The 20,538-nt window shown below is 55.8% G+C and carries 17 protein-coding genes; 5 read left to right on the forward strand and 12 right to left on the reverse strand.

The annotated features are described in order from the left end of the window. From prmA to ppa, 5 genes are all read right to left on the reverse strand, one after another. On the reverse strand, positions 1 to 915 hold the full coding sequence (prmA, locus tag RZA33_RS02740) for a 50S ribosomal protein L11 methyltransferase (protein WP_317506317.1): 915 nt from the start codon (positions 913 to 915) through the stop codon (positions 1 to 3). Between the two features lie 79 nt (positions 916 to 994). Further along, a complete protein-coding gene (gene accC / locus RZA33_RS02745; protein WP_317506318.1) occupies positions 995 to 2,335 on the reverse strand; it encodes an acetyl-CoA carboxylase biotin carboxylase subunit in 1,341 nt (446 codons plus the stop codon). 31 nt (positions 2,336 to 2,366) lie between these two features. Beyond that, entirely contained in the window at positions 2,367 to 2,828 is a 462-nt protein-coding gene (gene accB / locus RZA33_RS02750) for an acetyl-CoA carboxylase biotin carboxyl carrier protein (protein ID WP_317506319.1), read from the reverse strand. A gap of 332 nt (positions 2,829 to 3,160) precedes the next feature. Then, positions 3,161 to 5,020 (reverse strand): protein-disulfide reductase DsbD, encoded by a 1,860-nt coding sequence (dsbD, locus tag RZA33_RS02755; protein ID WP_317506320.1) that lies wholly within the window; start codon positions 5,018 to 5,020, stop codon positions 3,161 to 3,163. A 216-nt stretch (positions 5,021 to 5,236) separates the two neighbouring features. Further along, positions 5,237 to 5,767, reverse strand: a complete 531-nt coding sequence (ppa, locus tag RZA33_RS02760) for an inorganic diphosphatase (RefSeq protein ID WP_317506321.1) — start codon at positions 5,765 to 5,767, stop codon at positions 5,237 to 5,239. A gap of 249 nt (positions 5,768 to 6,016) precedes the next feature. On the opposite strand from ppa, the gene RZA33_RS02765 reads away from it, so the two are divergent. Further along, entirely contained in the window at positions 6,017 to 7,732 is a 1,716-nt protein-coding gene (locus RZA33_RS02765) for a protein kinase domain-containing protein (protein ID WP_317506322.1), read from the forward strand. A gap of 296 nt (positions 7,733 to 8,028) precedes the next feature. On the opposite strand, the gene RZA33_RS02770 is transcribed toward RZA33_RS02765, so the two are convergent. After that, positions 8,029 to 9,288, reverse strand: coding sequence for a 6-phosphofructokinase (locus RZA33_RS02770; protein WP_317506323.1), 1,260 nt, complete (start codon positions 9,286 to 9,288; stop codon positions 8,029 to 8,031). A gap of 206 nt (positions 9,289 to 9,494) precedes the next feature. Beyond that, positions 9,495 to 10,163: a ribonuclease T gene (rnt, locus tag RZA33_RS02775; protein ID WP_317506324.1), complete on the reverse strand. Its 669-nt coding sequence runs from the start codon at positions 10,161 to 10,163 to the stop codon at positions 9,495 to 9,497. A 203-nt stretch (positions 10,164 to 10,366) separates the two neighbouring features. Between rnt and RZA33_RS02780 the strand changes: the two genes are divergently transcribed. From RZA33_RS02780 to RZA33_RS02790, 3 genes are all read left to right on the forward strand, one after another. Beyond that, positions 10,367 to 11,587 carry an argininosuccinate synthase gene (locus RZA33_RS02780; RefSeq protein WP_317506325.1) on the forward strand — a complete coding sequence of 407 codons (1,221 nt, stop codon included), beginning with the start codon at positions 10,367 to 10,369 and terminating at the stop codon, positions 11,585 to 11,587. A 115-nt stretch (positions 11,588 to 11,702) separates the two neighbouring features. Beyond that, positions 11,703 to 12,035, forward strand: coding sequence for an HlyU family transcriptional regulator (locus RZA33_RS02785; RefSeq protein WP_317506326.1), 333 nt, complete (start codon positions 11,703 to 11,705; stop codon positions 12,033 to 12,035). A 28-nt stretch (positions 12,036 to 12,063) separates the two neighbouring features. Beyond that, positions 12,064 to 13,191, forward strand: coding sequence for a DUF294 nucleotidyltransferase-like domain-containing protein (locus tag RZA33_RS02790; RefSeq protein ID WP_317506327.1), 1,128 nt, complete (start codon positions 12,064 to 12,066; stop codon positions 13,189 to 13,191). Here the strand turns inward: RZA33_RS02790 and RZA33_RS02795 are convergent. The 4 genes from RZA33_RS02795 to RZA33_RS02810 are packed head-to-tail and all read right to left on the reverse strand — an operon-like array spanning position 13,188 to position 18,587. Next, entirely contained in the window at positions 13,188 to 15,944 is a 2,757-nt protein-coding gene (locus tag RZA33_RS02795) for a sensor histidine kinase (protein WP_317506328.1), read from the reverse strand. The two genes, RZA33_RS02790 and RZA33_RS02795, sit on opposite strands and share 4 nt — an antisense overlap. Positions 15,945 to 15,946: 2 nt before the next feature. Beyond that, entirely contained in the window at positions 15,947 to 16,156 is a 210-nt protein-coding gene (locus tag RZA33_RS02800) for a hypothetical protein (protein WP_317506329.1), read from the reverse strand. Further along, complete coding sequence (locus RZA33_RS02805) at positions 16,153 to 18,216, reverse strand: exonuclease domain-containing protein (protein WP_317506330.1); 2,064 nt, start codon at positions 18,214 to 18,216, stop codon at positions 16,153 to 16,155. Before RZA33_RS02805 ends, RZA33_RS02800 begins: the two co-directional genes overlap by 4 nt. Beyond that, positions 18,213 to 18,587, reverse strand: coding sequence for a response regulator transcription factor (locus tag RZA33_RS02810; protein WP_317506331.1), 375 nt, complete (start codon positions 18,585 to 18,587; stop codon positions 18,213 to 18,215). Before RZA33_RS02810 ends, RZA33_RS02805 begins: the two co-directional genes overlap by 4 nt. Before the next feature lie 203 nt (positions 18,588 to 18,790). Here RZA33_RS02810 and RZA33_RS02815 point away from each other — a divergent pair, with 203 nt between their 5' ends. Continuing rightward, on the forward strand, positions 18,791 to 19,849 hold the full coding sequence (locus RZA33_RS02815) for a tRNA-queuosine alpha-mannosyltransferase domain-containing protein (RefSeq protein WP_317506332.1): 1,059 nt from the start codon (positions 18,791 to 18,793) through the stop codon (positions 19,847 to 19,849). 23 nt (positions 19,850 to 19,872) lie between these two features. On the opposite strand, the gene nth is transcribed toward RZA33_RS02815, so the two are convergent. Further along, positions 19,873 to 20,511, reverse strand: coding sequence for an endonuclease III (gene nth / locus RZA33_RS02820; protein ID WP_317506333.1), 639 nt, complete (start codon positions 20,509 to 20,511; stop codon positions 19,873 to 19,875). Positions 20,512 to 20,538 lie beyond the last annotated feature (27 nt).

Raw genomic sequence — 20,538 nt, forward strand, 5'->3', positions numbered from 1 at the left:
TTAATGTAGCCGCTGTCCGCTCAGCCGCACCCAGCCTTCACGAATCACCGGCTCGTCCATGGCCAACCCTTGTTCCACGTAGGCCTGATAAACTTCATCAGACTGATTGGCCAAAATGCCGGAAAGCGCCAGGCGTCCACCAGGCGCCACGTGCCCGGCAATCATACCTGCCAACTCTACCAGCGGCCCGGCTAAAATATTAGCGGTGACAATAGGATAGTCGCCGTTATCGCTTAACTGTCCAGGGTAGTAGAGGTTGAGATTCGACTCGGCAATCGCATTACGCTCGGCGTTTTCCCGGCTGGCCTGCAGCGCCTGGGGGTCAATGTCGGTTGCATCGGCATGACGGGCGCCTAGCTTGAGTGCAGCGATGGCCAGAATGCCCGAACCACAACCCACATCCAGAACGCTTTGCTGGGCTAGATGGCCGGCCACGGCCAGTTCATCAAGCCACTCGAGGCACAGCGCTGTGGTGGGGTGCGTTCCGGTGCCGAAGGCAAGACCTGGGTCGAGAATCAAGTTAACAGCGTCGGCTTCGGGTGGTTCGTGCCAGCTGGGTACAATCCAAAGCCGCTGGCCCATGCGCAGTGGCTTGAAATCTTCCATCCACTCGCGCTCCCAATCGCGGTCGGCGAGCAGCTCATACTCGATAGTGGGACAGGGTTCGCCGGGCTGCTGCTCGGCCCATGCGGCTTCAATACGCGCCAGCATGCTTTCGACGCCCTCCAGGTCGTCGTAAAGGCCGGTCAGGATGGTGTCTTCCCACAGCGGTGTGGTGCCGCGCTCGGGCTCAAAGACAGGATCATCGTGAGCGTCTTGAAGGCCAATAGCGGTGGCACCCTCATCAAGCAGCAGTTCTTCGAGAAACTCGGCTTGCTCAGGGGCGACATGGGCTTTGAGTTGAAGCCAGGGCATGGAATTCTCCGCAATTAAAGACAAGTACGGGGTGGACGTGGCCACCCCGCTGGGTATCACACAGTTGCGCTGGACGGCGTTAGCTGCCGAGTTTCTTTTCCAGGTAGTGGATATTGACCCCGCCTTGACGGAAGTAGCTGTCGCGAACTAAGTCTTTTTGCAGGTCGATATTGGTTTTAATGCCTTCCACCAGCAGCTCGTCGAGAGCATTACGCATCCGCGTTAGGGCGATTTCACGGTCTGCGCCCCAAGTGATCAGCTTGCCGATAAGGGAGTCGTAGTGCGGCGGCACGGTATAGCCCGTGTAAAGATGCGAGTCCATCCGCACGCCCAAGCCACCTGGGGCGTGGAACAGCGTTACCTTACCAGGCGACGGCATAAAGGTGCGCGAGTCTTCGGCGTTGATGCGGCATTCAAAGGCGTGGCCATTAAGCTGCACGTCTTCCTGGCGGATCGATAACGGCAGGCCCGAGGCAATGCGCAGCTGTTCTTTGACGATATCAATGCCGGTGACCATTTCAGTGACCGGGTGCTCAACCTGCACGCGAGTATTCATCTCAATAAAGAAGTACTCGCCGTCTTCGTATAAGAACTCAAAGGTGCCAGCGCCGCGGTAGTTGATTTTGATGCACGCCTGACGGCAAGCTTCAAGCACCTGGGCGCGTGCTTCTTGATCAAGGCCAGGCGCCGGTGCTTCTTCGAGCACTTTTTGGTGACGACGCTGTAGCGAGCAGTCGCGATCATAAAGATGGATTGCGTTGCCTTGGCCGTCGGCAAGCACTTGGACTTCGACGTGGCGCGGTTTCTCTAGGAATTTTTCCATATAGACCGTGCCATCACCAAAGGCGGCGTGGGCTTCGGTACGGGTAACCGTAATCGCCGATAGCAGGTGGCCCTCCGTGTGCACCACGCGCATACCGCGCCCGCCGCCGCCAGAGGCCGCCTTGATAATGACCGGGTAGCCAATGCGCCGTGCCGTGGCCAAATTGGCAGCGTCATCATCACCTAGGGGGCCGTCGGAGCCTGGCACCGTGGGAACACCGGCTTCTTTCATCGACTGGATAGCACTGACTTTGTCGCCCATCAGGCGAATCGTCTCAGCGCGCGGGCCTATAAAGGTAAACCCGGAGCGCTCGACCTGTTCGGCGAAGTTGGCGTTTTCCGATAGGAAGCCATAGCCGGGGTGAATGGCGGAAGAATCAGTGACTTCGGCCGCGCTGATCAAGGCCGGAATGTTTAAGTACGACTGCGCGGACGATGCCGGTCCGATACACACGGCTTCATCCGCTAGACGAACATGCATCAGTTCACGATCGGCTTTGGAGTGTACCGCTACGGTTTTGATGCCCAATTCTTTACAGGCCCGTAGGATACGGAGGGCAATCTCGCCGCGGTTGGCGATAAGTACCTTGTCCAGCATGGGAGAGTCCACCCGTGTTGAAAATGAAAGATTAAGCGATAACGACCATGGGTTGATCGAACTCCACTGGCTCGCCATCTTCGACCAGGATGGCTTCCACTATACCGTCGCGATCGGCTTCAATCTGGTTCATCATTTTCATGGCTTCGATGATACAAACGGTATCGCCTTGCTTAACGCTATCGCCGACTTCTACAAACGACTTGGCGCCCGGCGCAGGGCTGCGATAAAAGGTGCCTACCATGGGGGAATTCACCGCTTCACCGCGGTAGCTAACGCCCGCTGGCTCAGCTTCCGCCGTGGCAGCTGGCGCAGTGGCAGCCGGTGCTGGCGCAGCGGGCTGCCCATACTGTGGCATCGGCTGTGGATGCCAAGTAGCGCCATTAGGATGGCGGCTAATTCGCACCGATTCTTCGCCTTCCTGAATTTCAATCTCGCTAATATTGGACTCTTCTAGCAGCTCAATCAGTTTCTTAACTTTGCGGATATCCATGGCATGGCCCTATCAATGTCATAAAAGGTAGTCACACAGCCATCCAAGCGGTGAGCAAGGAGCGCTTTGCGGCGCTAACGTAGCGCAGTAAACCAAATTAAAAAATGAAGAGAACGCTGCATGTTAGCGAACGTTACTGCGTTCTCAACCTTAAAAGGAAGCTTTTCGCTAATATGGGAGCGGAGTTTGCCGAAAAAGTTCGATGATGTCCAGCACTGGCAAGCGTTGGCGTTAAAACCATCGCTTAGCCGGAAGTTAAACATCTGTTTGACGATGTTCGCAGCAAAAAGCCGTTCTGGTGCCTGAGGGCGTTACGATGACGGGGTTAGAAATCAGCGGTTCACCAGCCATTGGCTGACCGACTCAAGGTGAGCCTGTAGCTGAGGGGCGGTCACTTCGCCTTGAATGCGCGCGTCGCGAATTTCTTCTCCCTGGCTGAAAAACAGAAGGCTGGGCGGACCAAAAAGGTTAAATCGTTCAAGTAGCTCGCGGCTTTCAGGGTCGGTATGGGTAACATCGGCGGTGATCAAGGCGTAATCTTTAAGCGCTGCAGCAACTTGAGGGTCGGGATAAACATCGCGCTCCATTATCTTGCATGAAATACACCATTCCGCTGTGAAGTGCACAAACGCTGGTTGATTGGCGCTTTTAGCTTGGGCAATAGCCGCGTCAAGCTCGGTCAGGCTGGTGACCTCGGTGAAGGCAAGTGCTCCTGCCTGTGCTGCACCTGAAACACTGGCGGTGTTCGCCAGTGGGCGTAGCGGGTTGCTGCCACCTTGCGCAGCGCCGATCACGAGCAATACGCCCCATGCTAGTAGCATCAACCCCAGCGTTTGGCGTGCCCGCGGCCATCCCTGTGGCTGATTGAAGCTAAGTGCGCCCAGGGCAAGGGCGCTGCCAATGGCGAGTGCCGCCCATAGCAACAGCGCAACGGGTGCGGCGACTAGGCGCTCGATCATCCAAATCGCGACGCCTAGCAGCAGCAGGCCAAAGCCAATTTTCACGCCATTCAGCCAGGCGCCCGAGCGAGGCAGCAGCGTGGCCCCAAAGGTGCCGACCAAAAGTAGCGGCACACCCATGCCGAGGCCCAGTGCCAATAGCACCGCGCCCCCCAGTAAGGCATCACCGGTTGACGAAATAAATACCAGCGCGCCAGCCAACGGGGCCGTGACACACGGTGAGACGACCAGCACCGAAAGCGCACCGGCCAGCGCTAAGCCTGCCGGGCCACTGCGCTGGGCGCGGGCCTGCCAGGCGTCGACACGGTTAGCGAAGCGTGGCGACAGGTTGAGGTTAAAAGCCCCGAACATGGCCAGGGCAAAGAGTGTGAAAAGCGCCGCAAAGGTGATCAATACCGGTGCGGACTGCAAGTGTGCCTGCAGGTTTAGCCCGGCGCCAAATAAACCCATCAACACGCCGACCAGCGCGTAAGTCAGCGCCATGCCAAGCACATAGCTTAAGGAGAGCGCGAAGGCGCGCGGGCGTGTGGGATTTTGGCCGACGACAATCGACGACAAAATCGGGATCATGGGTAGCACACAAGGGGTGAAGGTGAGCCCAAGGCCGGCGATAAAAAACAACCCTAGCGCCAGCGGTAAGCTCGCGTCGCCAAGCAAAGCGCTAAAGCGGCGGTCCTCGCTTTGGGGAACCGCGAAATCGCCCTGGATGGAGGTGTCAGCGACGATGCTGGAGGCGCTATTATCGGTTTTCCTATCTGCAAATTGCCTGGGTGGCTCAGTCTCGCTGGCTTCTAGACGTATTTGTTCCGGTGGGTAGCACAACCCAGCGTCCGCGCAGCCCTGAAATGTTAGTTCAATATCAAGAGGGCCTGAGTAGGCGGTTTCTAGCGGAACCTCAAACAGCAATTGATCCCGAAACACGTAAACATCGCCCATAAACTCATCGTTGGTAAAGATGCCTTCGGGGATGTTCGGATTGCTTAGGGTGACACCTTCGGTTTGGCTGAGGACGGCCAATTGGTGTCGATAAAGATAGTACTCATCAGCAATGTCGATGCCGATATATAGCGTGTCGCCATCGTGCCAAGCGGTCGGCTGAAACGCCTCCATGACCGGTAAAAAATCGTCCTGTTCATTGGCTGAAGAAAACCACTGGGCATTGGCGACCAGCGGTAACCCGGCGAGTAAACAAACCAGTAATGGCAACAGGCTTAGGCGTTTAATCAATAGCACGCTGCATCCTTAAATCAATGGCATCGTAATAAAAGAGCAATAGCATACCGCATCCTGAATGCGGTGGCGTCTACGCTGTGGTGACGTGTCGCGGAGGCTAATAAAGCCTCTTAATGCGCCTGGCATTAAAAAACCGCCCGTAGGCGGCCTTTAGGTCCTTTATGCGCGCATGAGTTCTCGCCTCAGCGCTAGACTTTTAGCACTAGCTTATTAGCACTATGCTTTTTGATAAGCGGTAACGGATTTTTCAAGCGCCTTACGCGCAGCGTCAGCGCCTTCCCAAGACTCTACTTTCACCCACTTGCCTTTTTCGAGGTCTTTGTAGTTCTCGAAGAAGTGTGCAATCTGTTGGCGTAGCAGCTCGGGCAGGTCGGTTACTTCCTGGATGTCATCATACAGTGAGCTTAGCTTAGCGTGGGGCACGCAAATCAGTTTGGCATCTTCACCGGCTTCGTCAGTCATGTTCAGAATGCCGACCGGGCGGGCGCGAATGATGCTGCCAGCTTGAACCGGGTGCGGCGTTACAACAAGAGCGTCTAGCGCGTCGCCGTCGTCAGCCAGGGTGTGCGGGATAAAACCATAGTTGGCGGGGTAAAACATGGGCGTGGCCATGAAACGGTCAACGAGTAGTGCGCCCATGTCCTTATCAATTTCGTATTTGATCGGATCGTGGTTAGCTGGAATTTCGATCACCACGTAAACGTCGTTGGGGAGATCCTTTCCAGCGGGGATATTATCGAAGTTCATCGTTGATTCCTTGGTAATGCATGGCTGGGTAATCGTTTAGGAGTCGTTTATAGGTTGGGATTATACGAAGATGGCTCCACGATTACCAATGCGACATAGGTGGATTGATCGGTTACGGTACTTAGCGCTTAACAGCACGCAATCGCAATAGCGACGTTTGGTGAGCATCGTTTCTGATCGGCTGCGTGTATCATGAGCGTTGTTGGTTGCTCTTGAACGGCCAAACTCGACAACGCCTAGGAGGATGAATTGTCGCACGCCCAGTTACTCATCAGTTATGGTCAAGCCTTTGTCGCGCCTGATCGGCGCCTGCATCGTAGTTCAATGTCGGTTCGCTTTCCTGAAGCGCCGCTGCTTCGCGCCAAAGGCGGCTGTGCGGTTATTAGCGACTCTATTTCACGCAATACCATGGCCAAGCAGGCTGGAGATCTTAGTGTGCGCGGTTTTTTGGCTGACTATTTTTCCACCCCCGACCACTGGGATGTTAAAACATCAGCCACTCGCGTCCTGCGTGCGCTGAACAGCTGGTGTTACAGTCAAAGCCAGCACGTTAAAGAGGGGAGCTTTGTTTCTTCCATGTCGGCGATGGTATTTCGTGGCCGCGAAGCACACTTATTTCACATGGGCGATACGCTGGTCTTTCGCTTACGGGGGGCCGAGTTTGAGCAGCTAAGCCGCGACCATGTGACCGACGTAGGTGGCTATCGTTATCCTGCCCGAGCGCTGGGCATGGACGGTAGCGTGGATATTGATTACACCCACATCGAATTAAAACAAGGGGATCTATTCCTGTTCACCACTCAGGGGGTGCGTGGCACGCTACTGCCTTCCGACTACGTGCGTTTGATTCGCTTAGACGCTAGCGACCTGGATGCCGCCTGCGAGCGTTTGGCCAATGAAGCCAAGCAGCGGGCCCAGGAGCGCGGTTACGGCGGTGATCAATTCTGCTTTCAGTTGGTGCGAGTTGATGAGTTACCCGACGAGGTAAGCGAGCACCCAGGGCAGCTTTATGGTGATCTGCCAATTCCCCCTGAGCTGGCGCCGGGCGAGCGACTAGACGGCCTGGAGGTGCTTGCCGTACTGTCACGTACAGCACAGTCGCGGGTTTATCGCGTTCGCGATGTGCATAGCGAGCGGGAAATGGTGATGAAAGCGCCCAGCCCTGAGCTTTCGCTACGTAACGCCTATCTTGAACACTTTCTCCTTCAGCAGTGGGTGGTGGAGCGGGTTAATTCACCTTTTGTGGTCAAGGTGATGGAGCCATCGCGGCCGCGCCGCTACCTGTATTATCTAATGCAGCATATTGAAGGCGAGACGCTGCGTCAGTGGGCAGAGCGGCATCCTCAAGCAAGCTTAATCCAGCGTCTGGATATTGCCAATCAGTTGGGTAAAGCCGTTCAGGCGCTGCACCACCGCGATATTATTCATCAGCAGATTAATCCCGATAATATGTTGATCGACCCCCACGGCAAATTAGTGTTGACCGATTTTAGCGCTTGTCACATGCGCGATGGTGAAGGACACCGCCACTCTGGCGAGCTGCTGCGACAAATCGGGTTTAGCGAGCACAGCGCCCCTGAGTATGCGTTGGGTGACAGCATCGGGCGGCGCAGCGACCAGTACTCGCTAGCTTCCACTACTTACTGGCTTTTGACCGGTGCGTTACCTTATACGCTGACACCCAACAGGCTGCGCAGCCATACCGACCTCGAAGAGTTGACCTATCGCAGCGCGCGAACCACCAACCCGGAAATATCGCCGGACTTGGACGATGCGCTACGCCGCGCTTTAGACCCCCAGCGGGCATTGCGGTTTAGACGGCTGTCGGAGTTTTTGCATGCACTTAGGGTGCCGCTCGGGCGACTACCCAATCGGGAAGAGAGCCGCCAAGAGCCGCGGCGTTTCTGGCAAGGCGTGGCGGGTATTTTGTTGCTACTGTTAGTGTTGTCTTGGTTGTTACGATAAGCCCAAGCAGTAAAGACACATAAAGTAGGGCAATCTAAGCGTGTTCTGTGGCAGATAACCCCTAGATTGCTTCACTTCGTTCGCAATGACGGAGAATGGTTCGCGATGACAGAGAGTGGGTCATTGCGAGGAGCGAAGCGACGCGGCAATCCAAGCATGCTCTGTGGCAGCACCCCCTAGATTGCTTCACTTCGTTCGCAATGACGGAGAATGGTTCGCAATAACAGAGAGTGGGTCATTGCGAGGAGTGCAGCGACGAAGCAATCTCTCTCGCAATGACCTGCTGCGTTAGCTGTTTACAGCGTAAAAGTCGGCAGCTTGCGTTCTGCTTTGGCCAGTTTCAGCTTGGCGACTTTTGGCAGGCCGTTCTCAAACGGTGGAAAGTCTTCGCCCTGAATCAGCGGCGAGAGATAGTCCCGGCACGTCTGGGTAATCGCAAAGCCGTTTTCGCTGATGAAATCGCGAGGCATAAATTTCTCTTGGTTAGCCACCTGGGAAAGCGGGGCAGAAATTACATCCCATTGATAAGGCGCCTGAGAAATGCGACGGATAGCGGGCATCATGGCGTTTTTACCCGCCAGCGCTAGCGTTACGGCCTCGCGGCCCACCGCGTAGGCTTGTTCAACGTCGGTTTTAGACGCCAAATGGCGCGCTGCGCGCTGTAAATAGTCGGCCACTGCCCAGTGATACTTGTAGCCTAAATCCTGCTTGATCATACCCGCCAGTGTCGGTGCGACGCCGCCAAGCTGGCGGTGGCCGAAGGCATCGGTATTACCTGCATCGGCCAGGAAGGTGCCATCTTCGTAGCGAGCGCCTTCAGAGACCACAATAACGCAGTAGCCAAACTGTTTGACACTCTCTTCAACTCGCGCCATGGCGGCTTTACGATTAAACGGAATTTCGGGAAAGATAATCATATGCGGCGGCTCGCCTTCGCCTTCGCCTGCCAACCCACCGGCAGCGGCGATCCAGCCAGCGTGGCGACCCATTACTTCAAGCACAAATACCTTGGTAGAGGTGGCGCACATGGAAGCGATATCCAGCGAGGCTTCTAGGGTCGAGGTGGCAATATATTTCGCTACGCTGCCAAACCCCGGGCTGTTATCGGTGACCGGTAGGTCGTTATCGACGGTTTTGGGTACATGAATAGCAGTGAGCGGATAGCCCAGCTTTTCGGAAAGCTGCGAGACTTTTAAGCAAGTGTCGGCACTGTCGCCGCCGCCATTATAAAAGAAATAGCGAATATCGTGGGCTTTAAAGACTTCAATCAAGCGCTCGTACTGAGCACGATGAGTGTCAATATCTTTCAGTTTGTAGCGGCAGGAGCCGAAAGCGCCGCCTGGAGTGTGACGCAGCGCAGCAATGGCTTCATCGCTTTCTTGGGTGACATCAATGAGGTCTTCGGTTAACGCGCCGATAATGCCGTTATGGCCGGCGTATACCTTACCAATTTTTTCCGGTGCTTGGCGGCAGGCTTCAATAACACCGCAGGCGCTGGCGTTGATGACGGCGGTAACGCCACCGGACTGGGCGTAAAAGGCATTATGCTGGGCCATGTAAACGTCTCATCTCTTGAAAACGGGTGGGTAAATATGCGTGATTTGCCAGCGTAGTCAAACACATCGTGTCTTCCCGCGGTGGCGGTAAAATGCTGTCATGCGGCAACGTAACGAAGTGTAGCGTAAAGCCGTATCAACTGCACTGGCGGCTGCGCCAGCGGTGACGGTGCTGGCTCATCCTGCGGGTCTCGACTGCCGACTAATTAGTCGTTGCCGTCCATTTCTTGCTCGCGCTGGGCCAATCGCCAACCGCCAAGGTCTTTATAGCGATTGACCATCGCGCAAAATAGCTCGGCAGTGCGCTCGGTGTCGTAGCGCGCGGAGTGGGCAGCCTTATTATCAAACTCAATACCGGCAGCGCGACAGGCTCGTGCGAGTACCGTTTGGCCATATATCAAGCCAGCCAGAGTTGCCGTATCAAAGCTTGAGAACGGGTGAAAGGGGTTGCGCTTGATGCCGCAGCGGTTAACGGCCGCGTTCAAGAAGCCTTGATCAAAGGCCGCATTGTGACCGACTAAAATAGCCCGGGTACAGTCGTGGGCCTTTATTGCTTTGCGGATTGGGCGGAAAATTTCGCCCAGTGCCTCAGCTTCGCTTAGCGCTACCTGGTGACGCAAAGGGTCGTCTAAATTAATGCCGGTGAAATCGAGCGCCGTCTGCTCGACGTTCGCCCCTTCAAAAGGCTGAACATGGTAAGCATAGGTGGCATCAGGCAGCAGATTGCCCTCCGGATCCATCGTCAGCGTGACGGCGGCTATTTCAAGCACGGCATCACCTTGGGCATTAAATCCCCCGGTTTCTAAATCAACGACCACTGGCAGGTAACTGCGAAAACGTTGGGCCATTAATTCACGGGCAATTGCCTCGCTCATGCAGCTCTCCTTGGTTTGAAGCGAGTAATAGTAAAGCGAGTCATCAGCGGCAAGTCGCCGCTTTGAATGGTGTGATTCTAGCAGCTTTATCCCCCAGGCGTCGTTGACGGTATTCGCTGGGCATTGAGAACGCTATACTCAGTGTCTGTCTCAATATGTATCTTAATACCCATTCATTTCTTATGGTCAACGAGGAGCAAAGAATGTCCGATGTCAAAAAGGTTGTGCTGGCTTATTCAGGCGGCCTGGACACATCCGTAATCGTTAAGTGGTTGCAGGAAACTTACAACTGCGAGGTAGTAACCTTTACTGCCGACATCGGTCAGGGCGAAGAAGTAGAGCCAGCCCGCACCAAAGCGCAAGCCCTCGGCGTAAAAGAGATCTACATCGAAGACCTGCGCGAAGAGTTCGTGCGTGACTACGTCTACCCAATGTTTCGCGCCAACACTGTCTATGAAGGTGAGTACCTGTTAGGCACCTCTATCGCCCGTCCGTTAATCGCCAAGCGTTTAATCGAGATTGCCAATGAAACCGGCGCCGATGCGATTTCTCATGGTGCCACTGGTAAGGGCAACGACCAAGTACGCTTTGAGCTGGGCGGTTATGCCCTAAAGCCTGGCGTAAAAGTTATTGCTCCTTGGCGTGAGTGGGACCTGACCTCGCGTGAAAAGCTGATGGCGTACTGCGAAGAGCATAATATCCCGGTTGATTTTTCCAACAAAAAGAAAAAATCGCCGTATTCCATGGATGCCAACCTGCTGCACATCTCCTACGAGGGCGGCATTTTGGAAGATCCTTGGGCCGAAGCCGAAGAAGATATGTGGCGCTGGAGCGTCTCGCCGGAAGCCGCGCCCGATCAGCCGACTTACGTTGAGCTAACGTTTGATAAGGGCGATATCGTGGCCATCGACGGCGAGCCGTTGAAAGCCCACGAGGTGCTTGAAAAACTCAACAAGCTGGGTGGCGACAACGGTATCGGTCGTTTGGATATTGTCGAAAACCGCTACGTGGGCATGAAGTCTCGCGGTTGCTACGAGACCCCAGGGGGCAGCATTATGCTGCGTGCTCACCGTGCCATTGAGTCACTAACCCTAGACCGCGAAGAAGCCCACCTGAAAGATCAGCTGATGCCTAAATATGCCGAAGTGATCTACAACGGCTACTGGTGGAGCCCCGAGCGCCGGATGCTGCAGGCTGCGATTGACGAAACCCAGAAAAATGTCGCGGGCGTTGTGCGTATGAAGCTCTACAAAGGCAACGCAATCGTTGTTGGGCGTAAGTCCGACGAGTCGCTCTTTGATGAATCAATCGCTACTTTTGAAGATGACGCGGGCGCTTACAATCAGAAAGATGCCGAAGGCTTTATTAAACTCAATGCGCTACGTTTGCGCATTGCTGCGGGTAAAGGGCGCAAACAAAGCTAGTTAAAGCCCAAAAAAAGCGCATATCTTGCGAGGGCGGTGGGCGTTGCCTGCCGCCCTAAAAGCAAAGGAGCTTTTATGTTTAAAAAGAAGCCTCTATGTTTAAAAAGGAGCCACCATGCTAAAAAAAATATTTTCCGGTCTCTTTGGTAGTGATCGTGAGGCTCAGCCAAGCGCTAAAAGCAAAGCAGCCGACCCGGTAGAATACAAAGGCTACTTGATTGTGTCTCAGCCGGACGAGCAAAGCGGCCAGTACCGCGTCAGCGGCTGGATTACTAAAACCGATGCCTCTGGTGAAACGCTTGAGCATCACTTTGAACGCTCTGATATGGTGCCTGGAAGAGACGCCTGTGATGCCATGATGATCACCAAAGCGCAGCGCTATATTGACGAAGTGGGTGAGGCGATGTTCGAGCCCGACCCGCGTCGTGCAGGCGATAGCGAGTCATAATGTCGTCTGTTGAGTGAAGGAGCGGCGTATGCGCGTCGTACATCGAGCCTCACCTTGGCGCTCTCTGTTTAATGTGGATGGGAACCTAACGCCCACTGCACTGACAGCCCCTTTGCAGCGTCTCTTTACGAAAATATCTTCGCCACACACCTCATTAGTCGATGCCTACGCTTGGCAACTGCCTTTCGTTGAGGCGCTAGTGCATTACGACCTGCCTGCCTGGCGTATCAGTCAAATTATCAGTGACCAAAATGCTTGGCTTTACCGTCGTGCCATTACGCTATCGCTTGACGAAATGCAGGCGCAAGGATGGGGGCCTCCGCCGGTAGATTATTGTGTGCTGATGCTGGGCTCTGCGGCGCGCTTCGAAAGCCTGCTTGGCCCCGACCAGGATAATGCGCTGATCATCGATGACTACCCTGACCACCGCCATGTGGAGATCGATGGCTACTTTCAAGCGCTGGGCGAGCGATTTACCCAGCGCCTTGATGACGCAGGTATCCCGCTGTGCCATGGGCATGTGATGGCCCGCTGGCCGATGTGGCGCAAACGGCTAAGCGAGTGGCAATCGCAACTGGACGTTTGGAGCGCCGATCGGCAGGTAAAGCGCGTGCAGCAAACCAATATTTTGCTCGACTTCTCACCTGTCGCGGGCAACTCAGCCCTGGCTGGGCAGCTGGCTGAAAGCATCGCTTCAATACTCCCTAACGCATCGCTTTTTATGCACGAAATGGCGGCGCTACTGGATGAGCTGCCGGTGGCGCTGGATCGCTTTGGGCGTATTGCCTCAAGCCCAGGCCTGGACGCCCCTCACGGGCAGGCTATTAATCTGAAGCATCAAGGCTTGATGCCGTTGATTAGCGCCGCGCGGTTACTCTGCGTGCGCCATCGGCGCCGGGAAATTGGCACTCACGAGCGATTGATCGCGCTCAGCCATACGGCGGATGTGTTAACAACAGCTGAATCGGAGTTGCTTATAGCCGCGTTTGAGCGTCTGCAGCAGTGCCTGTTAGATCAGCAGCGGTATAATAAAGCGCGTGGGCAAGCCGCAGATGGCTGGATTGACTTGAGCCGCCTGCGCGAGGATGAGCGCCTACTGCTAAAGTTTGACCTGCAGCAGATCCGATCCTTTGTTCAGCGAGCGAAAAACGCCTAGTTCGAGGCGGCGGGGAGAGGTGTGTCATCCGGCGCTTTCGGCAGCTCAAGCGTCAAGCAGGCACCGCCTAGGGTTTTGGCATCTTCGACCCAGAGCCGCCCACCCAAGTGGGCGATAATGCCTCTGCTGATGGGTAACCCTAACCCACTGCCTTTGGGGCGGCCGTGGGGAATATCGCCGTCTTGTTTTATTTGATGGAATTTTTCAAATACCCGCTCGCGCTCGTCTTCGCTAATACCTTCACCGTTGTCCTCCACGCTTAGGCGAAAATGACGGCGATGATGATAAAGCGTTAGGCGCACTTTAGGCTGCTCACGGTCAGCAAACTTACCCGCGTTATCAAGCAGGTTAATAATGACCTGTTCTAAACGGTCATGATCGCCAACCACCATTGCCGGGTCAGCCTCTATGCTAACGTCTAGCGCAATACCGCGTTCTTCATGCAGGCGTGCAATCGCATCAATGCTATGCCGGGTGAGGGCGGCAAGATCAAGGGGGACAGGGTCGAGCGTTAAACGGCCGCTTTCCAGGCGCGCGAGGTCGAGTATTTCTTCAATTAAACGCGAGAGCCGCTGGCTTTCATGCACGATCACACTCAAAAAGTGCTGACGTTTCTCCTCGGGTAATTGGTCGCTATCGCGCAAGATTTCAGCAAAGGCGCGAATAGAAGTCAGTGGCGTACGAAGTTCGTGGCTGACCATGGCCACAAACTCATCTTTTAACCGATCCAGCTCGCGCAGCCGCTCGTTGGCGCTGCGCAGCTCTTCGCCGATTTGCGCAAGTTGCTGGGATTTTTGTTTCAAACGGCGGTTGTATTCGAGGGTTTGCGAGGTGGTATCGAGAATGCTCAGGATCGACTCAATATCTAACGCCTCACCGCGCACCACTGAATTGATCAATACCCGCGCCGAGGCGCTGCCCAACGACCCCGCCAGCGCCTGTTCGGCGCGGGTAATCAGCTCAGCGGTGGCGGGCTCATCGCTTGCAAAGGCGCCCTCGTCGCTGCTCTGGGTGAAAACGCGCTGGGTCGCCTGCGTGCCTAAGTAGCGAACGAGGAGTTCATTGAGGGCCCCCTGGGTGGTTTGCCCGCGCCATAGTGACGTTGTTTGTAGGTTGGGGTGCATTGCTTCGGTGAACAGCGCCGCTTGCGTCTGCTCAAGCGGTGTTTGCCGGGTAAACAGCGAAATGCCCACCAGTAGGCCGACGTTCGCCAGCATACTCCACAGCAATGAATGGCTGTATATATCCCAGTTTTCGAGCCCCAATAGTGCGTAGGGCTTTAGCCAGGCGATGCCCCACGGCCCTTCAACAAGCAAAGAAGGGTCTAGCCAACCCGACTGAGCAAAGCCGGGTAGCAATAGTGTATAGACCCACACCAGGAAACCGGCGATTAAGCCGACAGTGGCGCCTTGACGTGTGGCGCCGCGCCAGTAAAGGCCAATAAGCAGTGCAGGAGCAAACTGGGCAGCCCCGGCAAAGGAGACTAGCCCTATGGTGACCAGGCTATAGGAGTCCCCGATCAGCGCATGGTAGAGGTAGCCGAGCAACAGAATCAGCACGATAGCGACGCGGCGAATCCCCAGCAGCCAACCGGCAAGCTCGCCTTTGGTGCTTAGATGCAGCCGCCGAGAGCGTATTAGCAGTGGCATCACTAGCTGGTTGCTGACCATGGTGGAAAGCGCAATGGTCTCGACAATCACCATGCCCGTGGCGGCCGAGAGGCCACCAATAAAAACCAGCAGCGGCAGGCCTTCAAGCCCGGCGGAAAGCGGCAGTGTGAGCACAAAGCTGTCCGGGTCGCCCGCGCTGCCCCCTAACAGCAAACCCGCGAGGGCAATCGGAATCACAAACAGGTTAATCAACAGCATATACAGCGGGAATAGCCAACTCGCCCGGGTCAAATGCTGCTCATCAACATTTTCAACGACTAATACCTGGAATTGGCGGGGGAGCGTTAAAAAGGCTAGAAAGGCCAGCACTAGCATACCCACCCAGCCGGTGGCGCCGCCCGGCACGGTGTCTAAACGCATACTATCCACCAGCTCAGGCGTGGCCGCGACCTGGGCAAATAGCGCTGCTGGACCTTCAAACATTACAAACACCACAAACACCCCGACGGCCATAAACGCCACCAACTTGACCAGCGACTCAAGGGCAATGGCCGCGACCATGCCTTCGTGGCGTTCGCTGGCGTCCAGGTGGCGAGTACCAAACAGGATTATAAACACCGCTAATACCAAGGCGACCCAGAGCGATTTATCCATCCAGAAGTGCTCATCCACCAAGGTGGTGTCGGCCGCTTGTGGGTAGTTAATCAGCACCGCATGGCTGACGGTGATCGCCTTCAATTGCAGGGCGATATAAGGGGTGATGCTAATCAGCGCCATTAGGGCAACCAGCGCGCCTAAGCCCGTGCTTTTGCCGTAACGGGCGCTGATAAAATCGGCAATTGAAGTGATCCGTTGCCGCGTAGCGATACGCACCATCTTGCGGATAACAAAGGGGGCCAGCAGCATCGCCAGCGTAGGCCCTAAATAGATAAGTAAAAAACTGGGGCCATGCTCAGCGGCCCGGCCAACGCTGCCGTAGAAGGTCCAGGCGGTGCAGTACACGGCAATCGACAGGGCGTATACCGTGGGCGATCCAATCAGTGAGCGACCTTGCTCGGCTCGCCGGTCGCCCCAGGCGGCGACCACAAAGAGCAGCGCCAAGTAGCCAAAGGCGGTACCGAGAATGATAGCCTCTGTGCGCATGGTCAGCGGCCCGCTCGGTGTTCCATTAGCCAGGCCGCTAAACCAATCACGATTGCCCATGCGCAAAATAAATATAGTGGCAGCCAGCCGACATTAAACGAGGGCAGGCGGTCAACCACGATAATCAGCGGCGGAGAAAACAACAGGAAGGCGATGGCGACTAAGGCCATCAGGCGTTCGGCTTGGGGAGATTTTGCGCCTGAGGATTTCATACGGCACTGGCATCCTGTCGGTCAAAGGCGTTGGCTTGAAGCGCTAGTAGCTGCTCCAGCGTATCGACGCCTCGGGCTTCCAGGCGTGGTAGCAGCGCTAGCCAGAGTTCAGCGGTAACGCGGGCATCGCCTAAAGCGGTGTGGCGAGTGCCGGGGGGAAATGCCAAATCGTAACGTTGGGCGAGGCTGTCTAAATCGTGGCCATCCAAGGCTTCATCTAGCGCTCTCGAAATCAGCAGCGTATCGATCACCGGGATATCAAAGGCGACCCCTTTGTGGCTAATGGCGAGCAGATCGAATGCGGCATTATGGGCCAGCAAGACAGCGTCGCCGACGTAGTCGCGAAAGCGGGTCAACACAATATCCAGCGGCGGCGCGCCAGCCACATCGGCATCGGTCAGCCCATGGATAGCCGTGCTAGCGGGTGGAATGGAGCGCTGAGGGTCCACTTTTTGGTCAAAAACTTCACTGGCCAAGAGACGGGCGTTGACTACGCGGCAGGCGCCAAGGCTGATGACGGTGTCGCCCCGACGTAGCTCAAGCCCGGTGGTTTCGGTATCAAATGCCACTACCTCTAGGCTGCGCAAGGCACGGCTGGCAAGTGCCTCGTCTGGCGGCGGTAGGTCGGCAATACCAAAGTCGTGGAACTCGGGCCGCGGCGGTGCGGTTTCCCGCGGGGCGCCGACGCGTTCCATGGCGGGCAGCGGCAGGCGCAGGCGGGCATGAACGTTATCGTCGTCGGACAAGCTCCAAATATCACTGGCGTGTTGACGCAATACGTCCCCGACGCTTGGGTTTAGCGGTAGAGACGTGAGCGGCTGCTGGCGCCACTCGGCCAGTTCATGCTCGGGTATTGCTTTGCCGCGCCATATGAGGTCGAGATAGACGCGTTTGTTGCCCAGGCATAGCTCACCCTCAAAGCCGCTGTCAGGAAGATGGGCGCTGAGGTGTTTCACTAACGAATCAAACAGTGCGATCAGCGCCGGGGCGTCGCCTTTAAACCAGGCAGGCATTCCCACCGGGATGATTAGGCGGTGAGCGGGATCAAGGCGTTCGTCCAACGCCTGCCAGAAGTCGTTTGACCACATCGGTGTTAAACGCTCGCCCTGATGCTGCAGGTCGTCCAGTAGTTGGCCGATCTTGGCAACGTTGTCGCCCAGCGTCTTGCCTTCTTCTTGTATAACCCGCTCAAAACGCTGGCGCAACGACGACGTGCTGGCGTCGTTTTGGTTTCGCAATTGGATCAGTGCATCGGCGGCGCTGGTTAGGCTAGCGGTATGTTGGCGCAGGGGTGTGAGCATATCGGCAAGCTCGGCTCTCACGCCCATTTCGCTCGACCAGGAGGCCGTTGCATCGCTAAAGGTTAGCAATGTTTCTCGGTCGCTGCCTGGCACGCGGCGCAGAATCACCTTTAGCCAGCGGTTATCGCAAGGAGCCAGTAGTTCTCTGGGGGAGCCGTCGTCGGGCAGTTGGCTAAGCACTTGCTGAAGGCTGGCAACCGGTAGTAGGGCTTCCAGGCGTTTGCCTAAACCAAGACCGTTATTGCCGTCAAAAAAGTCTTCGGCTGCCTGATTAAACAGCATCACTCGACGGTGATGGTCACACAGCAGCAGCGGCGTTTCGAGTACTTGCAGCAGCGTTTCTAGTTCCTGGCGAATGCGTGCAGCGCTGCGGGCACCTTCTGCGTGCGCTGTGGACAAGCGGCTGCGGTCGGTACGCCAGCTTTCGCGTACGCGGCACAGGTCTGGCCCTAGCCCTTTCAGCCAGCCTTCCGGTGTGTGTTCGTCACGGGCATCGGGGTTGGCGACTAAACGAGCCAGCTGCACTTGAAGATGGCGCAGCGGAGTAAATAGCATGCGCTCAAGTAGCAAGCCCACCAGAAAAATTGTCACGCCGCCTGAAAAACTGCCGAGCCATAGCGCAATACGCGTGATCCCCGTAGGGGCGAGCTGGGCATCCAGCCAGGCGGCAAAAATAGCCCCACCCAGCAGGCTGATGCCGCTAAGCAGCAGCCAGAGGCCAATCAGGCGCTGGCGTTTGGGCAGCCCACCTTGAGTCATGGCTGTTCCTCGCTCAGTAAGGCCTGGACTTTTTCAACCAATGCTTGGGTGGAAAACGGCTTGGTGATGTAATCATCGGCGCCTAGGGCCAGGCCTTTTTCACGCTCGACGTCGCGGCCGTGGGCGGTCAGCATAATAATGGGCAGGTGCGCGGTGGCGTCTTCGCCCCGCAGCCGTTCTAATACATCAAAACCGCTCATCCCGGGTAGGCTGATATCGAGTAGCAGTAAATCGGGCTGGCTGGCGTTTACCTGCGCTAGTGCTTGTTCACCATCGTCAGCGGTAACGACCTCGAAACCAGCTTGTTCCATCAAAAATTCAATCGATAGGACGATGTTAGGTTCGTCATCGACCACAAGCACTCTGGCCATGGAACTCTCCTGATTGTATTTGTTTTAACGCTGCATGGCTGCAGTCTAGATAGATCGAACCATTCAGCCAAGACGACCTTGGCCGAATGCTGGTGCGGCGCGAGTCATTAGCAAGCCACCAAGCCGGGTTTGATACACTATGCGCCTTTTTAGCGTGGCGTCACTTGCCATGGCCGTTTACTGATTCACCCATAGGGCTGTCAATGCGCGTATTACTTCTATCCGCTTACGAGGCGGTGAGTCACCGTTACTGGGCACACAGCTTAATGGCGCAGTTGGACGAAGTCGCGTGGACGCTGCTCAGTTTGCCGCCGCGTCATTTCGCCTGGCGCATTCGCGGCAATCCGTTGAGCTGGATGCTCAAAGAGCACGCGACGCTGAGCCAGTCGTTCGATGTGGTGTTAGCTACCTCAATGGTGGACTTAGCAACGCTGGTCGGACTATTTCCGCATCTCGGCCAGGCTAAAAAGATCGTCTATTTTCATGAAAACCAATTTGCCTATCCTGGATCGGACGGCCAGATACCACAGGCAGAGGCGCAGATGGTTAATCTGTACACTGCACTAGCGGCGGATAGCTTGGTGTTTAACAGCGCTTATAACCGCGACTCCTTTATTGATGGCGCACGGGCCTTTCTGAAAAAAATGCCGGAAAACTTGCCCGCCGCAAAACCACTGGAAGCGCTGCGAACGCGTGCCCAAATATTGCCGGTGCCAATACCGGTCAATAGGGAGGCCCGTCATAAAACGCACCCTTTACGCATTGTCTGGAACCAACGCTGGGAGTATGACAAAAATCCCGATGATTTTTTCGCTGTCCTGTTTGCTCTCAGCGATGCTGGGGTGGCGTTCGAGCTGGCGGTGCTGGGTCAGCGTTTTCGGCAGGCTCCCGCTATTTTTGCTGAGGCTGAACAGCGCTTAGCCAAGCATATTGTGGCCTGGGGGCCGCAGCCAGAGGAAGCATATCGAGAGCTGCTCGATAGCACGGGTATTGTGATTTCGACCACTTGGCATGAGTTTCAGGGGTTGGCGATTATGGAAGCGGCTCAGCGGGGGGCACTGCCACTGGTACCTGATCGGCTCTGCTTCCCCGCGCTCTATCCGCCCGCCTATCGTTATGACGGGACGCGGGAGGGGCTTTACGCGCGCCTCAATGCCTGGCTTATCAATCCGGCTAGTCGTCCTGGGCGCCTTGATACCACCGCTTGGGAGTGGCCCGCTTGGCGTGAGGCTTATCGGCAGCTGCTAATGGGTCCAGCATGATGGCGCAGTGGGTTTTTCACTTGCTACGCAAGCTCGGTCTTGTCTTTATAGTCGCACAGATCCTCAATAATACAGCTACCGCAGCGCGGCTTGCGCGCAATGCAGGTGTATCGGCCATGTAGAATCAGCCAGTGGTGGGCGTCTTTGAGAAACGCTTTCGGCACATGGCGCAGTAGCTTTTGCTCAACTTCCACCACATCTTTACCTTTGGCGATACCGGTGCGATTCGCAACCCTAAAAATATGCGTATCCACCGCCATGGTGGGCTGACCAAATGCCGTGTTGAGAATCACGTTGGCGGTTTTGCGACCCACGCCGGGCAAGGCCTCCAGCGCTTGGCGGGTATCCGGCACTTCGCCGCCGTGTTGGTTAACCAGGATATGGCAGGTTTTCATCAGATTTTCGGCTTTGGTATTGTATAAGCCAATGGTTTTAATGTAGTTTTTAAGTTCGTCAATGCCTATGTCAATAATCGCCTGGGGTGTATTGGCAACCGGGTAGAGTCTTGCGGTGGCTTTATTGACGCCCACGTCGGTCGCTTGAGCAGAGAGGAGAACGGCAGCCAGCAGCTCAAACGGCGTGTTCCAGTTAAGCTCTGTGGTGGGGTGTGGATTCTCAGCCTGAAGGCGAGCAAAAATTTCATGACGCTTTTGGGCATTCATGGCGGGTCTCTTTTTTTACGAACAGTT

This window comes from Halovibrio sp. HP20-59 (assembly GCF_033052795.2).
Taxonomy (GTDB): domain Bacteria; phylum Pseudomonadota; class Gammaproteobacteria; order Pseudomonadales; family Halomonadaceae; genus Vreelandella.

Bases quoted from the DNA above. Each gene is read 5' to 3' on its own strand.
- prmA (WP_317506317.1), bottom strand. From the start codon at position 915: ATGCCCTGGCTTCAACTCAAAGCCCATGTCGCCCCTGAGCAAGCCGAG.
- accC (WP_317506318.1), bottom strand. From the start codon at position 2,335: ATGCTGGACAAGGTACTTATCGCCAACCGCGGCGAGATTGCCCTCCGT.
- accB (WP_317506319.1), bottom strand. From the start codon at position 2,828: ATGGATATCCGCAAAGTTAAGAAACTGATTGAGCTGCTAGAAGAGTCC.
- ppa (WP_317506321.1), bottom strand. From the start codon at position 5,767: ATGAACTTCGATAATATCCCCGCTGGAAAGGATCTCCCCAACGACGTT.
- RZA33_RS02770 (WP_317506323.1), bottom strand. From the start codon at position 9,288: ATGGCCCAGCATAATGCCTTTTACGCCCAGTCCGGTGGCGTTACCGCC.
- rnt (WP_317506324.1), bottom strand. From the start codon at position 10,163: ATGAGCGAGGCAATTGCCCGTGAATTAATGGCCCAACGTTTTCGCAGT.
- RZA33_RS02780 (WP_317506325.1), top strand. From the start codon at position 10,367: ATGTCCGATGTCAAAAAGGTTGTGCTGGCTTATTCAGGCGGCCTGGAC.
- RZA33_RS02785 (WP_317506326.1), top strand. From the start codon at position 11,703: ATGCTAAAAAAAATATTTTCCGGTCTCTTTGGTAGTGATCGTGAGGCT.
- RZA33_RS02790 (WP_317506327.1), top strand. From the start codon at position 12,064: ATGCGCGTCGTACATCGAGCCTCACCTTGGCGCTCTCTGTTTAATGTG.
- RZA33_RS02795 (WP_317506328.1), bottom strand. From the start codon at position 15,944: ATGCGCACAGAGGCTATCATTCTCGGTACCGCCTTTGGCTACTTGGCG.
- RZA33_RS02800 (WP_317506329.1), bottom strand. From the start codon at position 16,156: ATGAAATCCTCAGGCGCAAAATCTCCCCAAGCCGAACGCCTGATGGCC.
- RZA33_RS02805 (WP_317506330.1), bottom strand. From the start codon at position 18,216: ATGACTCAAGGTGGGCTGCCCAAACGCCAGCGCCTGATTGGCCTCTGG.
- RZA33_RS02810 (WP_317506331.1), bottom strand. From the start codon at position 18,587: ATGGCCAGAGTGCTTGTGGTCGATGACGAACCTAACATCGTCCTATCG.
- RZA33_RS02815 (WP_317506332.1), top strand. From the start codon at position 18,791: ATGCGCGTATTACTTCTATCCGCTTACGAGGCGGTGAGTCACCGTTAC.
- nth (WP_317506333.1), bottom strand. From the start codon at position 20,511: ATGAATGCCCAAAAGCGTCATGAAATTTTTGCTCGCCTTCAGGCTGAG.